Here is a 19,681-nt window from a genome sequence, read left to right as displayed (position 1 = left end):
TGGTACGAAAAAAACGGGCTCTAAGAGCCCGTTTTTTTTGTGTTTTTTTCTGGTTTGGCTAAACTAGGTAGTCATGGGAATCCGGTAACCGACGGCCGAATAAAAATGAAAGAGGGAAACGCCTCATGACGAAGTCCGAACTGGTCGAGCTGATTGCTTCCAAGCAAACTCAGCTCTCCGTTAAAGATGTCGAACTGGCTGTAAAAACCATCATCGAGCACATGTCCCAGTCGCTTGCCGATGGTCAGAGAATAGAAATCCGGGGATTTGGCAGTTTTTCCCTTCATCACCGGGCCGCGCGTACCGGGCGCAATCCGAAAACCGGTGAGGCTGTTCAGTTGCCAGCCAAATATGTGCCGCACTTCAAACCCGGCAAGGAATTGAGAGAGCAGGTCAACGACAGCTTGAAGAAAGGCTTTTAACAGCTGCTCAGGGAACGCGTATAATTCGGGCATCAATGCCCTTTGGGAGTGCTATCGCTATGGCAGGATTGCAGAAGATCCTCATTATTCTGTTGGTTTTGGTCCTGGTTCTGCTGGCACTGGTATTCTCACTCAACAATCAAATGGCAGTCTCCCTCAACTTCCTGCTGTTTGAAACCCAACCTCATGGCGTTGCCGTCTGGATTATCATGGCATTTGTTGTCGGTGCCCTGGTTGGCGTGCTGATGACCATGCTGGCCACCTTCCGCACCTCGGTGTCCCGGCGAACCCTTCAGAAACGACTTGATCGCGCCGAGCAGGCATTGGAGAAATCCAGGGCCCAGAACGACCGGACTCTTTAATGGATATCGTATTACAGTGGCTGCTGCTGACAGTTGCAGTCGCCGTTGGCTGGCTTGTGGGCCGGCTGGGAAGCGGTGACGGGCGATCCGGCAAAACGATTTCCGATGAGGAATCGGTGAAGGACCGTCTGCAGTTCCTGTTCACGAACTACTCCGACCAGGCAGTTGAGAATTTCGTCCAGTCCCTTGCGGTCAACAAGGACACTGTCAGCCTCCACCTCTCCATTGGCAGTCATTTCCGCAACAAGGGCGAAACCGATCGCGCCATACTGATTCACCAGAATTTGCTGGCTAGGCCCGAATTACCCCCGAGATTCTCCCCACAGGTGACTCTCGAGCTTGCCCGCGATTACCTGAATGCAGGCCTACTTGACCGCGCAGAGGCATTGTTGCACCAGCTGATGGGCGACAAGGATTACGGACGGCACTCCTCCCAGCAGCTTATCGACCTTTATCAGCAGGAAAAGGAATGGGCCAAGGCTGCCGAGGTTGCCCGGACGCTGACCCGTGGGGACGCCGACCCGGCCATGTTCAAGGTTCTTGCCTATTTGACCTGCGAGCTGTCGGAAGAGTCTTTGAAGCAGGACGACCGATGGGCCGCCCAGAAGCTGGCCAAGGAAGCGCTCGAATACGACCGCTCCTGTGTTCGGGCTAACCTGATTCTGATGAAGCTGCTGGTTCGGCAGGGCAGCTATCGCGAGGCAGGCAGCCAGTGCCTGAAAGTATTCGAACAGAACCCCGAGTTCGGGCCGGAAGCCATCGACCGGCTAATGAAACTTGAACACGAGCACGGCGACATTGGCCGGTTGGCGAAAAAACTGCGCAAGCTTTACGAAAACCACCCAAGCACCAGTTTGTTGTTGGCCCTGGTGGAGTCCGTCGAGCGTGCCTCGGGGCGACCGGCTGCCATCGACTTGCTCAGGCAGGAACTGGAAACCCGCCCGAGTGTCCGTGGCCTGCTCAGGCTGGTGGAAATGGCCGGCTATGAAAAGGGCATGACCACCGATGAGGGCAGGCTGGTGAGCCGTATTGGCCACCTGATTCTCGCCAATCGTCCCGTCTACCGCTGTGTCAGCTGTGGTTTCTCCGGTCGTCAGCTGCACTGGCTTTGCCCAAGCTGCAAGCACTGGGAAACCGTCCGCCCGATCCAGGGTGTTGAAGCCGAATAAACCTTCACCGAATTTCTGCAGGACAAGTGAACGTGCAAACCGCTAACGACCCCAAGATTATCGTCGCCCTCGATTTTCCTTCCCAGAATCCGGCCCTTGAGCTGGTCGACAAACTGGACCGGACCAAATGCCGCCTGAAAGTGGGTAAAGAGCTGTTTACCCGCTCCGGCCCGCAATTGGTGGAAGGACTTCAGAAGCGTGGATTCGACGTATTCCTGGACCTGAAATTCCATGACATCCCGAACACCACATCAGCCGCCGTTGCGGCCGCCGCCGACCTTGGTGTATGGATGGTCAATGTGCACGCCTCCGGCGGCGAGAAAATGATGACTGCCTGCCGGGAACGCCTGGAAATCTTTGGCGCGGATCGCCCGCTTCTGATCGCCGTCACCGTCCTCACCAGCATGAACGCCGAAGACCTGGCCGGCATCGGCATCACCGATTCCCCGGAAGCCCAGGTATCCCGCCTGGCAACCCTCACAAAAAACTGCGGTCTAGACGGTGTCGTCTGCTCAGCGCAGGAAGCTCCGAAGCTCAAAGCGGAGCAGGGCGCCGACTTCAAATTGATCACACCGGGTATCCGTCCGTTGACTGCCGACAAAGGCGATCAGCAGCGCATCATGACGCCCACAGATGCCCTCAAAGCCGGTTCAGATTATCTCGTGATTGGCCGCCCGATTACTCAGGCGTCGGATCCGCTGGCTGCCCTGGAGGCTATTCACTCCGAGGTGATCGGACTCTAGTTCTAACCGGCCTTCGAATCCTGACCTAGCCTTTGACTAATGGTGGCAGGGACAGCTGGCAGAGCTTTCCAAAACACGCTACAAGCACGTCCGTGTGCGCTTGTTTCGGGCCGTCCATGGCCCTCTACAGTTTTGGAAAGCCCTGCCAGCTGTCCCGTTTGGACCTTCCAGTTGACCGCCTTTTCCCGAAAGACAAAGGCAGGCGTAGGTCGGATTATGCTGCGCTAATCCGACCTACATTTAGGTGCAAATTCAAGTCGCATATCCTTAGGTACCTTGTGGAAACTCAGCGAATAGGTCGTGAGTATATCGTTGAGGCTGGATCGGTGGTGTGGGGTCGCCCTCCCAAAAATGTCTGTGGCCATGGATGGCCACAGTCAAGCGCACATGGACGTGCTCGTAGCGGTTTTTGGGAGGGCGACCCCACACCACCAGCCTGGAATGCAGCAGGCTAGGGCAGGAGCATGCATTACCACCTATGATGGGGTTAAAAACGTAATGCAAAAAAGAAGGCAATAAAAAACCCGCTAACTCAAAGAATTAGCGGGCTTTCAGAATAGTGGCTCCCCGAGCTGGGCTCGAACCAGCGACAAACGGATTAACAGTCCGTTGCTCTACCAACTGAGCTATCGGGGAACGTCGTCGTGTGACGAGGCGCGTATATTAAGTTGGCAATACCGCCCCGTCAACCCCTGGCCAGAACTTTTTAGCCAAGCGCTTTCTGAAGACGTTCGACAGCCTTTTCCAGGTTTTCCATGCTGGTGGCGAAGCTCAGGCGCATGTGGCCCGGGCAGCCAAAGGCGGAGCCTGGAACCAGTGCCACGCCGGCGTCGGTCAGCAGTTTCTCGGCGAATTCAACGTCGGTGCTGACGCTGGAATCGGCATCGATGGCACCCTGGAAGCTCGGGAACACATAGAAGGTACCGTCGCCGTTCAGGCACTCAACGCCCGGAAGCTTGTTCAGGGCTTCTACCAGCCAGTCGTGGCGTTCTTTAAATGCCTTGACCATCTCGCCCACGCAGCCCTGATCGCCATCCAGCGCAGCCTGTGCCGCTGCCTGGGAGATGGAGGCCGGGTTGGAGGTGCTCTGGGACTGGATCTTCTTCATGGCACCGATGATTTTCGCCGGGCCAGCGGCGTAACCGATACGCCAGCCAGTCATGGAATAGGCCTTGGATACGCCGTTCAGGACGAAGGTGCGGTCATACAGTTCGGGAGTCGCGTTCAGGATGTTGCAGAACGGCTTGCCGGTCCACAGGATCGGCTCGTACATGTCGTCAGTGGCGATCATGATGTTCGGGTGCTTCTTCAGCACCTCGCCGATGGCCTGCAGCTCTTCCAGGGTGTAGGCCATGCCGCTCGGGTTCGAGGGGCTATTGATCACGAACAGGCGGGTACGCTCGGTAATCGCGTTTTCCAGCTGCTCCGGAGTGATCTTGAAGCGGGTTTCAGCACCGGTTTCGATAATCACGGGTTTGCCTTCAGCCACCAGCACCATATCCGGGTAGGACACCCAGTACGGAGCGGGGATGATGGCTTCGTCACCCGGGTTCAGTGTGGCAAGTGCGAGGTTGAAAAAGCTCTGTTTGCCACCACTGCTTACCAGTATCTGATTGGCTTCGTAATCCAGGCCGTTGTCCCGTTTGAACTTCGCAATAATCGCTTTTTTCAGGGCTGGCGTACCATCCACGGCAGTGTATTTTGTCTGGCCGTTATTGATGGCTTCAATGGCTGCCTGTTTGATGTGATCAGGTGTGTCGAAGTCCGGCTCGCCGGCCCCCAGGCCGATAATGTCCTGGCCTGCTGCGCGGAGTTCCGCGGCCTTGTTGGTGACTGCGAGGGTGGGAGAGGGCTTGATAGCCTGTACTCGGCTGGAAAGTTGAAGGTCCAAACTTGCGCTCCTTAAAGCTGCGTCTGATAGGGCTGCGACCGCCGGGTGCCAGAGCTTCTGGCTGATTTACGCCCAGCCGTCGATCGCAGTGATGGTATCATGAAGCCAGTGTATCGCTAAATTTCTCGAATGGCAGGGGCTGTTTTGCCCGTGCGTCGGTTTTACCGGAGGTTTCCGCCAGTTATGGCCAGTAATCAGGCAAACGTTTCCGCCAGAGAGGGTGTGTTCCAGGTTGATTCACCGTTCCAGCCAGCGGGCGATCAGCCCAAGGCAATCGAGGGGCTGGTGGATGGCATTCACTCCGGTCTGGCACACCAGACGTTGCTGGGGGTAACCGGCTCCGGTAAAACCTTCACCATCGCCAATGTCATCCAGCAGATCCAGCGGCCCACCATCATCATGGCCCATAACAAGACCCTGGCCGCCCAGCTCTATGGTGAGTTCAAGGAGTTCTTTCCGGACAATGCGGTAGAGTATTTCGTGTCCTACTACGACTACTACCAGCCGGAAGCGTACGTGCCTTCGTCGGACACGTTTATCGAAAAAGACGCCTCCATCAACGAGCACATCGAGCAGATGCGTTTGTCTGCTACCAAGGCATTGTTGGAAAGACCGGATGCCATAATTGTGGCGACCGTTTCGTCTATCTACGGTCTGGGTGATCCCCAGTCCTACCTGAAGATGATGCTGCATCTGGATCGTGGCGACCAGATCGATCAGCGATACATCCTCCGGCGCCTGGCCGAACTTCAGTACACCAGGAACGATATCGAGTTCCACCGGGCCAATTACCGGGTTCGGGGCGATGTGATCGATGTATTCCCGGCGGAATCCGAGAAGGAAGCTATCCGCATCGAGCTCTTCGATGACGAGGTGGAGAATCTCAGCTATTTCGACCCGCTCACCGGTGAGGTTCTGCGCCGGGTGCCACGGGTAACCATTTACCCGAAATCCCACTATGTGACGCCCCGGCAGAAGGTGCTCGACGCAGTTGAGCATATCAAGGTGGAGCTGGATGAACGGCTACAGCAGCTGCGGGACAACAACCGCCTGGTGGAAGCTCAACGCCTGGAAGAGCGCACCCGGTACGACATCGAAATGATGCTGGAACTGGGCTATTGCAACGGCATCGAAAATTACTCGCGTTATCTTTCTGGGCGCAGCCCCGGTGAGGCACCGCCGACTCTATTTGATTACCTGCCGCCCAATGCCTTGTTGGTGGTGGATGAATCCCATGTGACGATTCCCCAGATCGGCGCCATGTACAAGGGCGACCGATCCCGGAAGGAAACCCTTGTTGAGTATGGTTTCCGCCTTCCATCGGCGCTGGATAACCGGCCCATGAAGTTTGAGGAATGGGAGCGAATTGCGCCGCAGATGATCTTCGTGTCGGCCACCCCGTCGACTTACGAGGCCGAGCATGCGGGGCAGGTGGTGGAACAGGTGGTGCGGCCCACCGGCCTGCTGGACCCGGAAATCGAAGTGCGTCCGGCCTCTACCCAGGTGGACGATCTGCTCTCCGAAATCCACACACGGGTGAAGGTAAAGGAACGGGTTCTGGTGACAACGCTGACCAAGCGTATGGCAGAGGACCTCACGGACTTCCTGATGGAACACGACATCAAGGTTCGCTATCTGCACTCGGACATCGACACTGTGGAACGGGTTGAGATCATCCGGGACCTCCGGCGGGGTGAATTCGATGTGCTGGTGGGCATAAACCTCTTGCGGGAAGGTCTGGACATGCCAGAGGTCTCGCTGGTGGCCATCCTGGATGCCGACAAGGAAGGTTTCCTGCGCTCCGAGCGTTCATTGATCCAGACCATGGGGCGTGCAGCGCGAAATGTTCACGGTAAGGCCATACTCTACGGCGACCGGATTACAGGCTCCATGCAGCGGGCCATTGATGAGACGGAACGTCGCCGGGCCAAGCAGGAAGCTCACAACCTGGAGCAGGGCATTACCCCGCAGGGCCTGAACAAGAAGATTGCCGACATCATGGAAGGTGCCGGAGGCGGCGGTCGTGGCCGTCGCAAGGCCGAGCGCCCGGGGCAGAAAGCAGCAGAGGAGGCGGAACAGTATCGGGCCAAGGCTGGCAACCGGTCCCCCGAAGAGGTCCTCAAGGAAGTATCCCGTCTGGAGGACGAAATGTACAAAGCCGCCTCCGAGCTGGATTTCGAAACCGCGGCCCGTCTGAGGGACGATATCGCCGAGTTGAAAGAGGCGGCCTTGCGGACCGGGTAATCAGGCCGGCCGTTTCGGCCCCACGATGACCGCAGCCTGCAATGGCTGGTTTCTGCCATAGCGTGAAATCTGGCTGAATACCCGTCGGTCGACCGGCAGGTATTGTTTGTCGGCCACGGTTTCGCCGACCTCCACGTCGATCTCCGGGTCGTGCAGGTACACGAACTGATCGTCGATGGCGCACACGGTTACCCAGTGGGGAACCCGGCTGCGGTTCAACTGCCAGGTGCTGATCAGGATGACCGGAACGCGCCCCTCGTGAAGGGCTTCTTCCATGGCTTCCAGGGTCAGCGGGTCATGGTGCAACTGGATGCCGGTCTGGCCGATGTCATGCAGAAAGCCCTCATGGACCAGTTCCAGGACCCGCTTTTTGTCCTCGCTTCTGACGGTGTCCTTGAACAGGGCACCTTCCATGCTGATCCACGCACTGGCTTCAAAGCCCCGGTTCCAGGCGGCGAGTGCTAGTCCGTGGGGGCCGCAGCCGCCGTGGCCGGCGAGCATGAAGATGGTGGTCGCCTCTCGCCATAATCTCAGTTCTTCCAGAGTTGTCAGCGGTTGCTGTTCATCCAGGGCGGCCATGGCCATGATCAGGGCGGCGGGGCCGCAGGAAAAATCCGTGGTCTGCGGATAGTAGGGTACCGCGGGGAATTCCCGGGACGGCTCGTAGAACAGAATTCGCCGCTCAAAACGCAGGGCAGTGCCGTGGTCTTCGTAGTAGTCCCGATAGGTTCCGAACTGTCGATAGCCCAGGCGTTTGTAAAGGCTGATGGCGCCCCGGTTATCCTCACGTACTTCCAGTCTCATGACGATTCGGCCCGCTTCCGCAGCTTCCGATTCCGCCTCACGAACCAGCTTTTCGCCCACACCCTGGCCCCGGACAGCCGGTGATACGGCGATGGAGTAGATCCGGGCCAGCCGGGTAGCAGCGCTCATCAGAACCAGGCAGTAGCCCACCAGGTCGCCATCGGCCTCGGCCACAATCAACCGGTCCCTGGGCATTTCCAGAAAACGACGGAAGCTCCGCCTGGAGAGGCGGTCTTCGCTGAAGCACCGGTTTTCGAGCCTGACCAGTGCATCGAGATCCTTGCTGGAGGCTTGTCGGAGGTGGAAGTCAGGCATTGAGATACGGCCTTGAGAAACGCGATGAGGGCATGCTGGTGGGCTTCCCATACTCCGCTATTATGTGTGAGAGTCAGAGTAACGCAAAGACCGCAAGGATGCGTAAAAGCACGCATTATTCGCCGATTGTGCACCGATCGTGACCGGCGTATTGTGGCCTCAATTACCACAGGCAAGACCTTTCAGGGAGGAATGCCTTTAATGTCCCGATTGCTTATCGTAGTGGACCGTGCCAAAGATTGGGCGCCCTATTACCCCAGTGAAGATGTGCTGACATTTGATCAGTACCTCCAGTTCTCAGCGCCGCCTGCCAGCCGGGTAAGGGTCATCAACCTGTGTCAGAGTGCCCGGTACCTCAGCAAGGGCTATTATTGTTCGCTCCTGGCAGAAGCCCGTGGCCACCATGTGGTGCCTTCGGTAATGACGCTCAATGACCTCGGACGCAAAGGCCTGTTTTCCCTTGAGCTGGAAGAGCTTGATGAAAGCGTCATCAACTGGCTGGAAGCGGCCGGCTCAGCAATCGATCCGGCCAGTGATGAGCGCGCGGCCACCCACGAAGTGCGGGTCCGGACCTACTTTGGCCAGGCCGAGCATCCTGATCTGAAGCCGGTCGCAAGAGCGCTGTTCGAGCGGTTCCCGTGTCCGATTCTTGAAATCGTTTTCAAACGCCGCAAGCAGTGGCAAATCGAGTCCATGAAGCCGGCAGCTCCGGCGGATCTCGGTGAGCAGGAGCAGGACGTATTCGCGGCGGCCCTTGATCGTTTCAGCAGCATGGTCTGGCGTAAGCCACGGACCCGACGCCGTTACCGCTATGATCTGGCTGTACTGGTCAATCCCGATGAGGAGATGCCGCCGAGTGACAAAGTTGCCCTGAAGCGCTTCGAGAAGGCGGGCCGTAAACTGGGCATTAACGTGGAGCAGATTACCCGCCGGGATTATATGCGCCTGCCGGAATACGATGGGTTGTTCATTCGTGAGACCACTGCCATTGATCATCACACCTACCGGTTTGCCCGCAAGGCGGCCGCTGAGGGCATGGTGGTCATTGATGACCCGGTGTCGATCCTCAAGTGCACCAACAAGGTGTTCCTTGCAGATCTCCTGAAGAACAACAAGGTCCCCACGCCAAAAACACTCATCCTGTCGAAAGATCAGAAGAACGCTGTTGAGCAGGTCATCAGTGAGCTGGGCTTTCCGGTGGTCATCAAGATCCCGGATGGCGCGTTTTCCCGGGGTGTAACCAAGGCCGAGGACGAGAAGACCCTTCGCGCCGGCCTGAGAGACCTGTTCAAGCAGTCCGCCCTGGTGCTGGCTCAGGAATATCTTTACACCGATTACGACTGGCGCATTGGTGTGCTTGGTGGACGGGCCATCTACGCCTGTAAGTACATGATGGTTAAAGGCCATTGGCAGATCTATCAGCACAGCGAATCGGAGAGTGAGAGCGGTGGTTTTGAGACCATGCCCACGTATGAGGTGCCAAGGAATGTCATTCAGGCGGCCCTTAATGCCACCAGACTGATCGGCAACGGGCTTTACGGTGTGGATATCAAACAGTCGGGCAATCGGGTTGCCGTCATCGAAGTCAACGACAATCCGAGCATTGATGCCGGCGTGGAAGACCGCTTCCTGGGGGGCGAGCTCTATACCCTGATCATGCAGGAATTTCTCTCAAGGATGGAAGAGAACAGGCGTCGCTAAGCCCTATGGCCGGCTGCTTTCAGGGGCCGGCCACCCAGACCCGGACACTCCCAAACCACGGGTAATCACCGAGCTCTTCCCTGATGTTTGAGGATGAGAAGACGGTCTCACCCTCGGGGCCATCCAGGAACAGTTCCAGATGCACCTTGTTTTTCAGATAGTGCAGCCGAAGCCGGCTGTGTTGCGGCAACTCTCCCAGGTGTCGGGCCAGGAAGGCACGGATGTCTTCACGGGAGGGCAGGCGCTCGGAGGTTAGCGGCTGATCTTCGTCGTTTTCGGCGTCGATATGGAAGTTGATGTCCCGGATGTTGTCCAGGGCATCCCGCATTCCCGAGACAACCTGCATGCCGATCTGATGTCCTTCCGATACGCTGATTTCCGGGCGAACCACCAAGTGTATATCCAGCAGAATGTCGTGACCCATACGACGGCTGCGAAGTTCGTGCACGTTGCGCACTCCGTCTGTGTCCCGGGCGATACTCTTGAGCATCTCTGTGTCCTCTTGGGAAAGGCCTGTATCCACAAGCTCCTTGACGCTGTCCCAGGTAAACTTCCAGCCAATGTGGATAATGATGACTGCGATCACCACCGCTGCGAACACATCAAGCCAGACCATACCAAGCATGGCGCCGGCCGTGGACACGAGAACCACGACTGAGGAGAACGCATCAGTTCGGCTGTGCCAGGCGTTGGCGATAATCAGGTCTGAGCGGATCTTCAGACCGACATGGCGTGTGTATCGGAAAATCCATTCCTTGCCCGCAACAGACGCTGCAGCTGCCACCAGAACCGGCCAGCCAGGTACGGTATCCACGCCGCCCTCGATCAGGCGTAGGGTATTTTCCCAGGCCAGGGCGGCGCCAACGGCAATCAGGATGCTGCCCAGAACCAGAGTGCCGAAGGTTTCGATTCGCTGATGGCCGTAAGGATGGTCGTCATCCGGCTCCTGGCGGGATACCTTCATGACGCCAAGAACAACCAGATCAGAGGCGACATCCGTAAAGGAGTGAATGCCATCCACCAGCAGGGCCTGGGAGTTAAAAAGAGCACCACCAATGACTTTTATGACCCCGAGTACGGCATCGAGAATCATTCCGATAATGGTCACGCGCGAGGCCGCCTTCATTTCGCCCGCGAGGTTTTCCCGGTGCTGTTGGGCGGGGGAAATCGGCTCTTGCATTGATGCACTCCAGATAAGAAGACAGGTGCCAGTATAACGTTATTCTCACGGGCTTTGGCAGGGGCGACTCAAAGAGGGGATTTCAAGTGATTTATGCACATCATTGCAGAACGATGACTGGGTAACATTTTGTTTAGTATTTGTCGACAGCCATGAGAAAAATATATAAACCATTGAAAATAAACATAAAAATAACTGGTCAAAAAATGATCAATTTGTAGATTGGCGCAGTTATCAAGGGATGGCAACCGTTGCCCCGCGATTTTCAACAGGTTTATCCACAGATTCCGTGGAAAAGGTCATGAGAGTGCCATGATACAGTCATTTACAGCTGATTTGGTTCTATCCCGGGATGCTGTGGAAAACTTCCGGTATACTCCGCCCACTTGGATCAGTGGAGTTTTTTCAGATGTACGGCGTTATCCGCAATCTGCTTTTCTGCCTTCCAGCGGAGCAGGCTCACAATGTTGCATTGAATGGTCTCGATCTTGCGCACCGATTAGGCGTTTTGAACGCTTTCTCACCAAAGATAGATTCATTGCCAGTGAATGTTATGGGGCTGGATTTTCCGAACCCCGTCGGGCTTGCTGCAGGTCTGGATAAGAACGCCGATCACCTCGATGGGCTTGGCGCCCTGGGCTTCGGGTTTATTGAAGTCGGTACGGTGACGCCTCTGGCGCAGCCCGGCAACCCCAAGCCGCGGATGTTCCGGTTGCCGGAGCATCAGGCTATTATTAACCGGATGGGTTTCAACAACGAGGGGCTGGACCACTTGCTGGCCCGTGTGGATCAGCGCCGCTATAAGGGCGTGCTTGGAATCAATGTTGGCAAGAACAAGGACACGCCCAACGAGCAGTCCGAGTCCGATTACCGGAAGGGGATATCGGCAGTATACAGTCGGGCCGATTACATAACGGTGAACGTGTCCTCGCCCAACACGCCTGGCCTTCGGGATTTGCAGTTTGGTGATTCCCTGAAGGGCCTCCTGGAGGCCATCAAGGACGAACAACTCCTGTGTGAGAAGGAACATGGCCGTTATGTGCCTGTGGCGGTGAAGATAGCCCCGGACATGGATGATGATGGTATCCGCTTCGTGGCATCCGCCCTTCGTGAAACGGGGCTTGATGGCGTGATTGCCACCAATACAACGATCAGTCGGGATGCCGTATCAGGCCATACCCATGCCGATGAGGCTGGTGGCCTCAGCGGCGCACCGGTGAGGGAGGCTTCTCTCAGGGTTATCCGGGGGCTTTATGCGGAACTGGGGGAATCACTACCGATTATTGGTGTCGGCGGCATTATGGACGGTGAAAGTGCGGCCGAGAAAGTCCGGGCCGGTGCCAAGCTGGTCCAGATCTACACCGGTTTTATTTACCGGGGGCCTGAACTTATTAAAGAGGCTGTTGAGGCGATCCGGCAGGTCAAGTGATTTACCGCGCCCCATAACGAAGATGGGCCCGCTTAGCGGGCCCGAGCGGGGAATGAACCCCGTGGCGCTTCATCGCATGGTACGGGGCGGGAGGCCCCGTTTGGGTTGCTCTGAGTACTGCGTCAAATTGTGTGTAAAAAGATCAGATTAAGAATCGGGGTTAGTTAAGGCGTCACGCTGTCGTAACGTTAGCCAGTTTATGGATGCCGGATACGCCGGTCATGCCCTCCCATTGATCTGTGCGGCCTTCTCGCCACCCGTTCAGCCATTCCTGGCGAACTTCCGCCTGTTCGATCGGGCAGCTGTCTTTGGATTTTCCGGACACGCCAGCGAGATAACCCCGCTTGAATGCACGAGCGTACATGTCTCTTTTCTGTCTTTTCATGCCGTTCCTCACTGATGGATTAACAGAACAAGCGTGTACACATCTGCAGTGGCTGCGACCAGTGCTATCCGCTCCGGGATAACCCACTATTGTCAGCTCAAGCCAGAGCAGTCAGGATCCTGTTAACGGAAGGTTTGTACCCTTCCGGAACGACGCGTCACTTACAAGGTAAGTCGAACCTTTAGCGGATGTACACTAATTATTTCATCTATGTGACGCGTTTTTTATAGTTATATGAACTAAAAATTTTGCTGCGATTTTCGGAATAGCCTTTATTTCGGAAACTTACCTCAAGCCGTCCAGGAACCAGGAGTTGAACTTGTCCAAATCTGTATTTTTCGTAACCTGCCCGAAGGGAGTGGAATACCTACTGGCGGACGAGCTCAGCACCTTTGGTCTGGATACCGTACGCAATGCTCCGGCCGGGGTCTGGGTGGAAGGTTCTCTGGAGGGTGGTTATCGCGCCTGTCTATGGTCGCGTCTCGCCAACCGAGTGATCCTTCACATTGATGAAGTGGATGCCAACAGCGGCGATCAGCTCTATGACGGCGTTGTTCACATGGACTGGCAGCAGCATATTCCTGTGCATGGCAGTTTCCGCGTTACGTTCCTCGGTCAGAACGAGGCCATCCGCAATACGCAATATGGCGCTCAAAGGGTCAAGGACGGCATTGTGGACCGGTTTCAGGCCAATGGCGGACCGCGGCCCTCGGTGGATGCCAAGAACCCGGATGTCATTGTCTCCGCGCGACTCAATCGTGGCCGCTTGTCCCTGGGCATTGATTTGAGCGGGCACAGCCTGCACATGCGCGGCTATCGTACGGATCAGGGCATGGCACCCCTGAAGGAAAACCTGGCCGCGGCATTGCTGATGCGAGCGGGCTGGCCGGAGATCGCCGCCGCCGGCGGCGATTTCGTGGACCCGATGTGCGGTTCAGGCACCCTTGTGGTTGAAGCTGCCATGATGGCGCTGGATATGGCGCCCGGCCGCAAGCAGGAACGGTTCGGTTTCGAGAAGTGGCCGGGCCATCAGCCGGAGCTCTGGTTATCGCTGCGCCAGGAGGCGGAGCGTCGCGCCAACGAGGGCAAGCAAGGGCGGATCCCCAGAATGGCGGGCTTTGACCAGGACAGCCGGGTCATCGGGACCGCCTGGAAAAACATCCAGAGGGCAGGTCTGGAGAATGTTGTGCACGTTGAGGCTCGTGCGGTCGATGCCCTGGAGCTGGAGGGCGACTGGTCTGATCAGGGGCTGGTGCTGACCAATCCCCCGTACGGTGAGCGGTTGAGTGAGCGCAGGGAACTGGGTGGCTTGTACCAGGCCCTGGGCGACGCGGTTAAACGCTGCGTTCCAGGCTGGCGCCTCGGGGTATTTACCGGGGCCCCGGAATTCGGCAAGTCCATCGGGTTGAGAAGTTACAAGCAATACCGGCTTTTCAACGGCAAGCTGCCCGCCCAGCTGCTGCTGTTCGAGATCAATGAAGTGAGCGCCATGACACCGAGGGCCCCGGATATTCCCGGTGAGGTCACCCCTCGGATTGCCAATGACGAACGTGCGGCCATGTTGCGCAATCGCCTCAAGAAGAACGTAAAGAGTATTGGGCAGTGGGCAAGAAAGCAGGGCATTGGTTGCTACCGCCTCTACGATGCCGACATGCCGGAGTTTGCATTGGCGATCGATATCTATGAGGGGCGGGTGCACGTGCAGGAGTATGCGGCCCCGAAATCGGTGGATGAGCGCGCTGCTCGAGAACGCCTTGCGGAGGCTCTTGCAGTGATTCCCGAGGCACTGGGCGTGGAGCGTGAGGATATGGTGTGCAAGCAGCGCCAGCGGCAAACCGGCACCAATCAGTATGAGAAGCAGGCAGTCAGTGGCGAGTTTTTCAGGGTTCACGAACACGGCTGCGTGTTGAAGGTGAACCTCAAGGATTATCTGGACACGGGTCTGTTTCTGGATCATCGGCCGGTGCGGCACTGGATTCAGCAGCACTCGGCAAACCAGCGATTCCTGAACCTGTTCTGTTATACCGGCGCGGCCACTGTTCACGCTGTTGTTGGAGGCGCCAGCCGCTCGCTCAGTCTGGATATGTCAAAGACGTATGTCGGCTGGGCCGAGGAGAACCTTGCGCTGAACGGAGCCGACCCCAAGAAGCATCGGGTAGAGCAGGCAGACTGCCTGGCCTGGCTGGCAGACCGGAAAACGGCGGACCAACGGTTTGACCTGATCTTCATGGATCCGCCGACCTTCTCGAATTCCGCCCGCATGGCCGGTGTTCTGGATATCCAGAAGGATCATCCGACGTTGGTCAGGCAGGCCATGGCAAGGTTGAGTTCCGACGGGTTGTTGATCTTTTCCAACAATTTCCGACGCTTCAAGCTGGACGAGACACTGGAAAGCGAGTTCGAGGTTGCTGAAGTGACGCGGGATACCCTGGACAAGGATTTTCAGCGCAACGCCCGGATACACCGGTGCTGGCACATTCGCCACAAGGCGTGACGGGTATCGAATAGTAGGTCGGATTAGCGCAGCGTAATCCGACAAGTAATCATTGGCATCAAGTATCAGCACATAGTCGGATTACGCTTCGCTAATCCGACCTACGTTCAGCATCAGCGACTTCAGAATTCGTAACGTACGCCGCCAGAGAACTGGAAGGTATTCACATCCGTTCCGGTGTCTTCGAAGAGCTTTCCGCCCTCAAACACCAGGAAGGTGTTGTCCATCACTTCGAAGTCGAGACCGGCAATCCAGCTTACGCTGAAGCCGCTGTCCGGAAACTCGCCTTCGAGATCCAGGTAGGGGTTGTTGCGATCATTTGCGGGATCGCTAATTTCGCCTTCGCCGTGGATATAGGAAAAGCCGAACTGGCCGTAGAGGTTTGCATAGTCGGTGATCGGGTAGTGCAGGCCCATGTACCAGCTGGCGTAGTAGTCAACGCTCAGCGTCAGGTCACTGTCTGGTACCTCGGCGTCTTTGAAGCCACCACCGGCCCGCAGCTCGGCGTGAAACAGATCGGTTATGTGGCCACCCAACACCAGTGTTCCGCCGGTGCCCCAGGCGGTTTCCTGGGTGTTTTCACCGATGGTGCGGTGGTTATAGGTGGTTGCCAGCAGCCCGATGTAGTGTTTGTCGGCCCTTGGAGTTTCCTGGGCCAGGGCGGCCTGGGATGCGAGGAGCAGGGCAGGGACAAGCGGACAGATGAGGGGCGTTCGCACAACCTTGTTCATTGTTATCGGGCTTCCTGACATGGGCGAATACGGGCTGATTCTGCCTCGTGTAACCGTTTGTTACGTCGACCCGTGTCACACTTCCCCCTGTCAATTCCTGCTGTTTCTCAATCCTCGTCGAACAGGCCTTCTTCCCGCGCCATCAGCAGCAGTGCGTAGACGCCATTTTCAGGCAACTGGGGTTCCAGGCTTTCCTCGAACAGGAGCTGGCGGCGACGATCTTCCAGGGTTTCTCTGTCCAGGCCGGTGATCAGCTCACTGATGGGTGCGATTTCGAACGGGGCCTCCTGTGCCACGGCCGTGAAGATGAGGTCTACCAGAATCTCGTCCGGATCGAGGCCGTCCACGAAGACGGTCTGGTCTGGGAGGTCCTGGTGCAGTTCCCGGGCCAGCTCGATCAGGGGCACGCCCTGTTCTTCGAGGTAGAGAAGGTCGACATCACCCAGGTCACCGTCTTCCGGGAGCCAATCGTCGGAAGGAGCGATGACCACGGTTTTCATTCGGCCGTCTTCCAGCGACCAGGCCATGGCAGTGGGAAAAAGCGCGTCGTCGGTCTGGCAGTATTCAATGTCGAGAAATCTCGGTGCAGGCACGTTGGGCTCCCGGTGGTGGTTGATTTGTGACCCGGTTATAGGGAATGTCCGTTGACCCAGTATGAGGCTTTAAGGCTTCATGCCATACTGTTGGCGCAATTATCTTTTAATCAGGGACATCATGGAACACGCTGAATTTAACAAAGATTTATTGAAGTTTCTGAACACTTCCCCCACACCCTGGCATGCAGTCGACACCATGAAACAACGGCTGAGTGCGGCCGGGTTTCAGGAGCTGGATGAGCGGGAAGACTGGTCGCTGGTGAGCAACCAGGGCTACTACGTTATCCGCAACGGCTCCTCAATCGTCGCCTTCCGAACCGGCAGCAAAGATGTCACCACCTCGGGAATCCGCATGGTGGGTGCTCATACCGACAGCCCCTGCCTGAAGGTCAAGCCGAACCCTGAGCTCCGCCGCAAGGGCTTCTTCCAGTTAGGTGTCGAAGTATACGGTGGTGTGCTGCTGAATCCCTGGTTTGACCGGGATCTTTCCCTGGCCGGTCGGGTGACGGTGCTGGACGAAGACGGCAAGGTACGGGACACCCTGGTGGATTTCCGTAAGCCTGTGGCATTTATTCCCAGCCTGGCCATCCATCTCGACCGCGAAGCCAACAGCAATCGCACGGTTAACCCCCAGACCGATCTGCCACCGGTTCTGATGCAGGTCCCCGAAAGCGACACGACAAGCTTTGTGGATCTGCTATCGCAACAGGTCAAGACCGAATCCGGGCTCAGTGTCCGCAAGGTCCTGGGCTACGAGCTCAGCTTCTACGATGCCCGTGAAGCCTCGTTTGTCGGATTGCGTGATGATTTCATCGCCTCGGCTCGCCTGGACAACCTTCTGAGTTGTTACATTGGCCTCCAGTCGCTGCTGAAAACCTCCGGGGACGAAGCCGCGTTGCTGGTCTGCAACGATCACGAGGAAGTTGGCAGTATGTCTGCCGAAGGTGCACAAGGGCCGTTCCTGACAGCGGTTCTGGATCGCTGGGTCGGCGCTGGCAAGGCTCGTGCTATTGCCAACTCGATGATGGTGTCGGCGGACAATGCCCATGGCATTCATCCGAATTACATGGATAAACATGATGAGAATCATGGCCCGATTCTAAATCAGGGGCCGGTGATCAAGGTCAACCATAACCAGCGGTACGCCACCAACAGTCGATCGGCAGCAGTTTACCGGCACATCAGTGACGAGCTGGGGTTGCCTCACCAGACGTTTGTGGTTCGGAGCGATATGGGCTGTGGCAGCACCATTGGGCCTCTGACGGCGGGGAACCTGGGTGTAACCACGCTGGATATTGGCGTGCCCCAGTTCGGTATGCATTCCATTCGGGAGCTGATTGGCACCGAGGATGGGTTCACGTTGTTCCGCGTGCTGACCGAATTCATGCAGCGCGAGCAGATTTTCTGAGGCCGTAAACGAAAAATGCCGCTGGTTCAGAAGAATCAGCGGCATTTCGGAATAAGTGGCTCCCCGAGCTGGGCTCGAACCAGCGACAAACGGATTAACAGTCCGTTGCTCTACCAACTGAGCTATCGGGGAACAGCATCAAGTGGCGCGCATATTAAGCGCTTTGGTTTACGGGGTCAAGCCCCTGATATGAAAGGCTAAAAATTGTACGAAAGCAGGACTCTTCACTACCGGCCCCCGCCGTGGTTGCGCAATGGCCACGTTCAGTCTGTCTGGCCCACACTGTTTCGCAAAGTCCCGATGGTGGAACCGGAGCCGGAAGTGATCGCCACACCGGATGACGACGAACTGCACCTGGACTGGTACCGGCAGGGTAGCGATCGCCTGGCCATCGTGTCTCACGGTCTGGAAGGTCACAGCAGGCGGCCCTACGTGCTCGGTTTAACTCGCGCCCTGCTTCGGGAAGGCTGGGATGTTCTTGCCTGGAACTTCCGTTCTTGTGGCGGGGTTATGAATCGGCAACCCAGGTTCTATCACAGCGGCGCCACCGAGGATCTCGGCCTGGTGGTCAATCACGGTTTGTCAGGTGCTTACGACACCCTGTTTCTCTCCGGGTTCAGCATGGGGGGCAATCTGACGCTGCTTTATCTGGGCGAACAGGGCGAGCGTGTTGATAGCCGGATCTGCGGAGCCGTTGCCTATTCGGTTCCCTGCGACCTGGCCGGCAGCGCCGATATGCTGGCGTTGCCCAGCAGGAAGATCTACATGCAGCGCTTTCTCCGGGATCTGAAGGTAAAAATGGAGGAAAAGGCGGAGAGGTTTCCGGACCGGATTGATATTTCGGGGTTTGATGCCATTCGCAGCTTTCACGAGTTCGATGACCGCTACACCGCGCCTCTGCACGGTTTCCGCAATGCCCGGGATTACTGGGCCCAGTGTTCAGCATTGGGGCGCATGCGAGATATCCGCGTGCCGGCGTTGATGGTGAACGCCGCCGACGATCCGTTTCTTTCGGCGCGCTGTTTCCCGGAATCCCGGCGGGAGCTGGGCGCTCATGTGCGCCTCGAAGCTCCTCGTTGGGGCGGCCACGTCGGGTTTGTCGAGCATTCGAAAGATGGCTTTTACTGGTCAGAGCGCCGTGCGCTGGCATTCCTCCAGGGATTGACCTGAACCAGCTTTATTTCAGGATCGGTTTGAGCACCGGCCAGACGTTTTCCAGCAGTTTGCCCTGGGCTTCCTCGGTCGGGTGAATCCCGTCGTCCTGCATCAACCCGGCCTGGTTGTAGATGCCGTCCAGGAAAAACGGAACCAATGCGGTGTCGTATCGGTCAGACAGCTTCGGATAGATGTCGGCAAACATCTCCGTGTAGCGCTGTCCGTAGTTGGGAGGTATCTGCATGCCCACCAGTACGGCGCGAGCACCCGAGGTCTGGACCTTTTCGATCATGGAGGCGAGATTGGATTCGATAACGTTGGGGGGAAAGCCGCGAAGGCCATCGTTGCCACCCAATTCAATGACCACGACGTCGGGCTGGTTCTCCTCAAGGAGATCAGGCAGCCGGCGGGCACCCCCATCCGTGGTTTCTCCGCTGATGCTGGCATTGACCACTTCCCAGTCGTTCAACCCTTTGCTCTCGAGCCGGTTTCTCAGCAACTGCACCCACGCAGTTTCGGAGGGCACTCCATAGGCCGCACTGAGGCTGTCACCGACGATGAGCAGCGTGTTCTGACTGGCCACTGCCGGCAGCGCCAGCACGGCAAACACGAGAAAAAGAATTGATCTGACGTACACCAATGCCGTATGCAT

17 protein-coding genes and 2 tRNA genes are annotated in these 19,681 nt (G+C 57.1%); 10 read left to right on the top strand and 9 right to left on the bottom strand.

The window, feature by feature from the left end:
- Nucleotides 1-125 precede the first annotated feature (125 nt).
- Genes J3362_RS08480 through pyrF form a run of 4 tightly spaced genes read left to right on the top strand, consistent with a single transcriptional unit; the run spans nucleotide 126 to nucleotide 2,696 of the window.
- Complete coding sequence (locus tag J3362_RS08480; protein WP_008172061.1) at nucleotides 126-422, top strand: integration host factor subunit beta; 297 nt, start codon at nucleotides 126-128, stop codon at nucleotides 420-422.
- 59 nt (nucleotides 423-481) lie between these two features.
- Nucleotides 482-784 carry a LapA family protein gene (locus tag J3362_RS08475; protein WP_349519116.1) on the top strand — a complete coding sequence of 101 codons (303 nt, stop codon included), beginning with the start codon at nucleotides 482-484 and terminating at the stop codon, nucleotides 782-784.
- Nucleotides 784-1,953, top strand: coding sequence for a lipopolysaccharide assembly protein LapB (gene lapB, locus J3362_RS08470; protein WP_349519115.1), 1,170 nt, complete (start codon nucleotides 784-786; stop codon nucleotides 1,951-1,953). The genes J3362_RS08475 and lapB overlap by 1 nt, the downstream gene beginning before the upstream one ends.
- 32 nt (nucleotides 1,954-1,985) lie before the next feature.
- The gene (gene pyrF, locus J3362_RS08465) at nucleotides 1,986-2,696 is read left to right on the top strand and encodes an orotidine-5'-phosphate decarboxylase (RefSeq protein ID WP_349519114.1); all 711 of its coding nucleotides are present in this window, start codon (nucleotides 1,986-1,988) and stop codon (nucleotides 2,694-2,696) included.
- A 560-nt stretch (nucleotides 2,697-3,256) separates the two neighbouring features.
- Here the strand turns inward: pyrF and J3362_RS08460 are convergent.
- Together J3362_RS08460 and J3362_RS08455 are read right to left on the bottom strand one after the other, a co-directional pair.
- Nucleotides 3,257-3,332: transfer RNA gene (locus J3362_RS08460), tRNA-Asn, on the bottom strand.
- A 70-nt stretch (nucleotides 3,333-3,402) separates the two neighbouring features.
- A complete protein-coding gene (locus tag J3362_RS08455) occupies nucleotides 3,403-4,587 on the bottom strand; it encodes a pyridoxal phosphate-dependent aminotransferase (protein WP_014576796.1) in 1,185 nt (394 codons plus the stop codon).
- A gap of 183 nt (nucleotides 4,588-4,770) precedes the next feature.
- Here J3362_RS08455 and uvrB point away from each other — a divergent pair, with 183 nt between their 5' ends.
- On the top strand, nucleotides 4,771-6,831 hold the full coding sequence (gene uvrB, locus J3362_RS08450) for an excinuclease ABC subunit UvrB (protein ID WP_349519113.1): 2,061 nt from the start codon (nucleotides 4,771-4,773) through the stop codon (nucleotides 6,829-6,831).
- On the opposite strand, the gene rimI is transcribed toward uvrB, so the two are convergent.
- On the bottom strand, nucleotides 6,832-7,950 hold the full coding sequence (gene rimI, locus J3362_RS08445) for a ribosomal protein S18-alanine N-acetyltransferase (protein WP_349519112.1): 1,119 nt from the start codon (nucleotides 7,948-7,950) through the stop codon (nucleotides 6,832-6,834).
- A gap of 201 nt (nucleotides 7,951-8,151) precedes the next feature.
- Here rimI and J3362_RS08440 point away from each other — a divergent pair, with 201 nt between their 5' ends.
- Nucleotides 8,152-9,651, top strand: coding sequence for a RimK family ATP-grasp domain-containing protein (locus J3362_RS08440; RefSeq protein ID WP_092031815.1), 1,500 nt, complete (start codon nucleotides 8,152-8,154; stop codon nucleotides 9,649-9,651).
- Between the two features lie 19 nt (nucleotides 9,652-9,670).
- Here J3362_RS08440 and J3362_RS08435 read toward each other — a convergent pair whose 3' ends face one another.
- Complete coding sequence (locus tag J3362_RS08435; RefSeq protein WP_349519111.1) at nucleotides 9,671-10,831, bottom strand: cation diffusion facilitator family transporter; 1,161 nt, start codon at nucleotides 10,829-10,831, stop codon at nucleotides 9,671-9,673.
- A gap of 409 nt (nucleotides 10,832-11,240) precedes the next feature.
- Here J3362_RS08435 and J3362_RS08430 point away from each other — a divergent pair, with 409 nt between their 5' ends.
- A complete protein-coding gene (locus J3362_RS08430; protein ID WP_349519110.1) occupies nucleotides 11,241-12,260 on the top strand; it encodes a quinone-dependent dihydroorotate dehydrogenase in 1,020 nt (339 codons plus the stop codon).
- Nucleotides 12,261-12,432: 172 nt separating this feature from the next.
- On the opposite strand, the gene rmf is transcribed toward J3362_RS08430, so the two are convergent.
- Nucleotides 12,433-12,645, bottom strand: a complete 213-nt coding sequence (gene rmf, locus J3362_RS08425) for a ribosome modulation factor (RefSeq protein ID WP_008172042.1) — start codon at nucleotides 12,643-12,645, stop codon at nucleotides 12,433-12,435.
- 319 nt (nucleotides 12,646-12,964) lie between these two features.
- On the opposite strand from rmf, the gene rlmKL reads away from it, so the two are divergent.
- A complete protein-coding gene (gene rlmKL, locus J3362_RS08420; protein ID WP_349519109.1) occupies nucleotides 12,965-15,139 on the top strand; it encodes a bifunctional 23S rRNA (guanine(2069)-N(7))-methyltransferase RlmK/23S rRNA (guanine(2445)-N(2))-methyltransferase RlmL in 2,175 nt (724 codons plus the stop codon).
- Nucleotides 15,140-15,261: 122 nt separating this feature from the next.
- On the opposite strand, the gene J3362_RS08415 is transcribed toward rlmKL, so the two are convergent.
- Together J3362_RS08415 and J3362_RS08410 are read right to left on the bottom strand one after the other, a co-directional pair.
- On the bottom strand, nucleotides 15,262-15,870 hold the full coding sequence (locus J3362_RS08415) for an outer membrane beta-barrel protein (RefSeq protein WP_349519108.1): 609 nt from the start codon (nucleotides 15,868-15,870) through the stop codon (nucleotides 15,262-15,264).
- 107 nt (nucleotides 15,871-15,977) lie between these two features.
- Nucleotides 15,978-16,463: a hypothetical protein gene (locus J3362_RS08410; protein ID WP_349519107.1), complete on the bottom strand. Its 486-nt coding sequence runs from the start codon at nucleotides 16,461-16,463 to the stop codon at nucleotides 15,978-15,980.
- Nucleotides 16,464-16,584: 121 nt separating this feature from the next.
- Between J3362_RS08410 and J3362_RS08405 the strand changes: the two genes are divergently transcribed.
- On the top strand, nucleotides 16,585-17,874 hold the full coding sequence (locus J3362_RS08405) for a M18 family aminopeptidase (protein ID WP_349519106.1): 1,290 nt from the start codon (nucleotides 16,585-16,587) through the stop codon (nucleotides 17,872-17,874).
- A gap of 56 nt (nucleotides 17,875-17,930) precedes the next feature.
- Here the strand turns inward: J3362_RS08405 and J3362_RS08400 are convergent.
- Nucleotides 17,931-18,006 (bottom strand) — tRNA-Asn (locus J3362_RS08400).
- A 72-nt stretch (nucleotides 18,007-18,078) separates the two neighbouring features.
- Here J3362_RS08400 and J3362_RS08395 point away from each other — a divergent pair.
- Complete coding sequence (locus J3362_RS08395) at nucleotides 18,079-19,044, top strand: YheT family hydrolase (RefSeq protein ID WP_349519105.1); 966 nt, start codon at nucleotides 18,079-18,081, stop codon at nucleotides 19,042-19,044.
- Between the two features lie 7 nt (nucleotides 19,045-19,051).
- On the opposite strand, the gene J3362_RS08390 is transcribed toward J3362_RS08395, so the two are convergent.
- Nucleotides 19,052-19,681 (bottom strand): arylesterase, encoded by a 630-nt coding sequence (locus J3362_RS08390; RefSeq protein ID WP_349519104.1) that lies wholly within the window; start codon nucleotides 19,679-19,681, stop codon nucleotides 19,052-19,054.

The sequence above is a fragment of the Marinobacter sp. NFXS11 genome, from assembly GCF_040148675.1.
In the GTDB taxonomy this organism is placed as follows: Bacteria; Pseudomonadota; Gammaproteobacteria; order Pseudomonadales; family Oleiphilaceae; genus Marinobacter.
This window is presented reverse-complemented; position numbering and strand designations above follow the sequence as displayed.

What these genes read in the sequence shown, in the direction of transcription:
- J3362_RS08480 (WP_008172061.1), top strand. Translation starts at nt 126, where the DNA reads ATGACGAAGTCCGAACTGGTCGAGCTGATTGCTTCCAAGCAAACTCAG.
- J3362_RS08475 (WP_349519116.1), top strand. Translation starts at nt 482, where the DNA reads ATGGCAGGATTGCAGAAGATCCTCATTATTCTGTTGGTTTTGGTCCTG.
- lapB (WP_349519115.1), top strand. Translation starts at nt 784, where the DNA reads ATGGATATCGTATTACAGTGGCTGCTGCTGACAGTTGCAGTCGCCGTT.
- uvrB (WP_349519113.1), top strand. Translation starts at nt 4,771, where the DNA reads ATGGCCAGTAATCAGGCAAACGTTTCCGCCAGAGAGGGTGTGTTCCAG.
- rimI (WP_349519112.1), bottom strand. Translation starts at nt 7,950, where the DNA reads ATGCCTGACTTCCACCTCCGACAAGCCTCCAGCAAGGATCTCGATGCA.
- J3362_RS08440 (WP_092031815.1), top strand. Translation starts at nt 8,152, where the DNA reads ATGTCCCGATTGCTTATCGTAGTGGACCGTGCCAAAGATTGGGCGCCC.
- J3362_RS08435 (WP_349519111.1), bottom strand. Translation starts at nt 10,831, where the DNA reads ATGCAAGAGCCGATTTCCCCCGCCCAACAGCACCGGGAAAACCTCGCG.
- J3362_RS08430 (WP_349519110.1), top strand. Translation starts at nt 11,241, where the DNA reads ATGTACGGCGTTATCCGCAATCTGCTTTTCTGCCTTCCAGCGGAGCAG.
- rmf (WP_008172042.1), bottom strand. Translation starts at nt 12,645, where the DNA reads ATGAAAAGACAGAAAAGAGACATGTACGCTCGTGCATTCAAGCGGGGT.
- J3362_RS08415 (WP_349519108.1), bottom strand. Translation starts at nt 15,870, where the DNA reads ATGAACAAGGTTGTGCGAACGCCCCTCATCTGTCCGCTTGTCCCTGCC.
- J3362_RS08405 (WP_349519106.1), top strand. Translation starts at nt 16,585, where the DNA reads ATGGAACACGCTGAATTTAACAAAGATTTATTGAAGTTTCTGAACACT.
- J3362_RS08390 (WP_349519104.1), bottom strand. Translation starts at nt 19,681, where the DNA reads ATGCATACGGCATTGGTGTACGTCAGATCAATTCTTTTTCTCGTGTTT.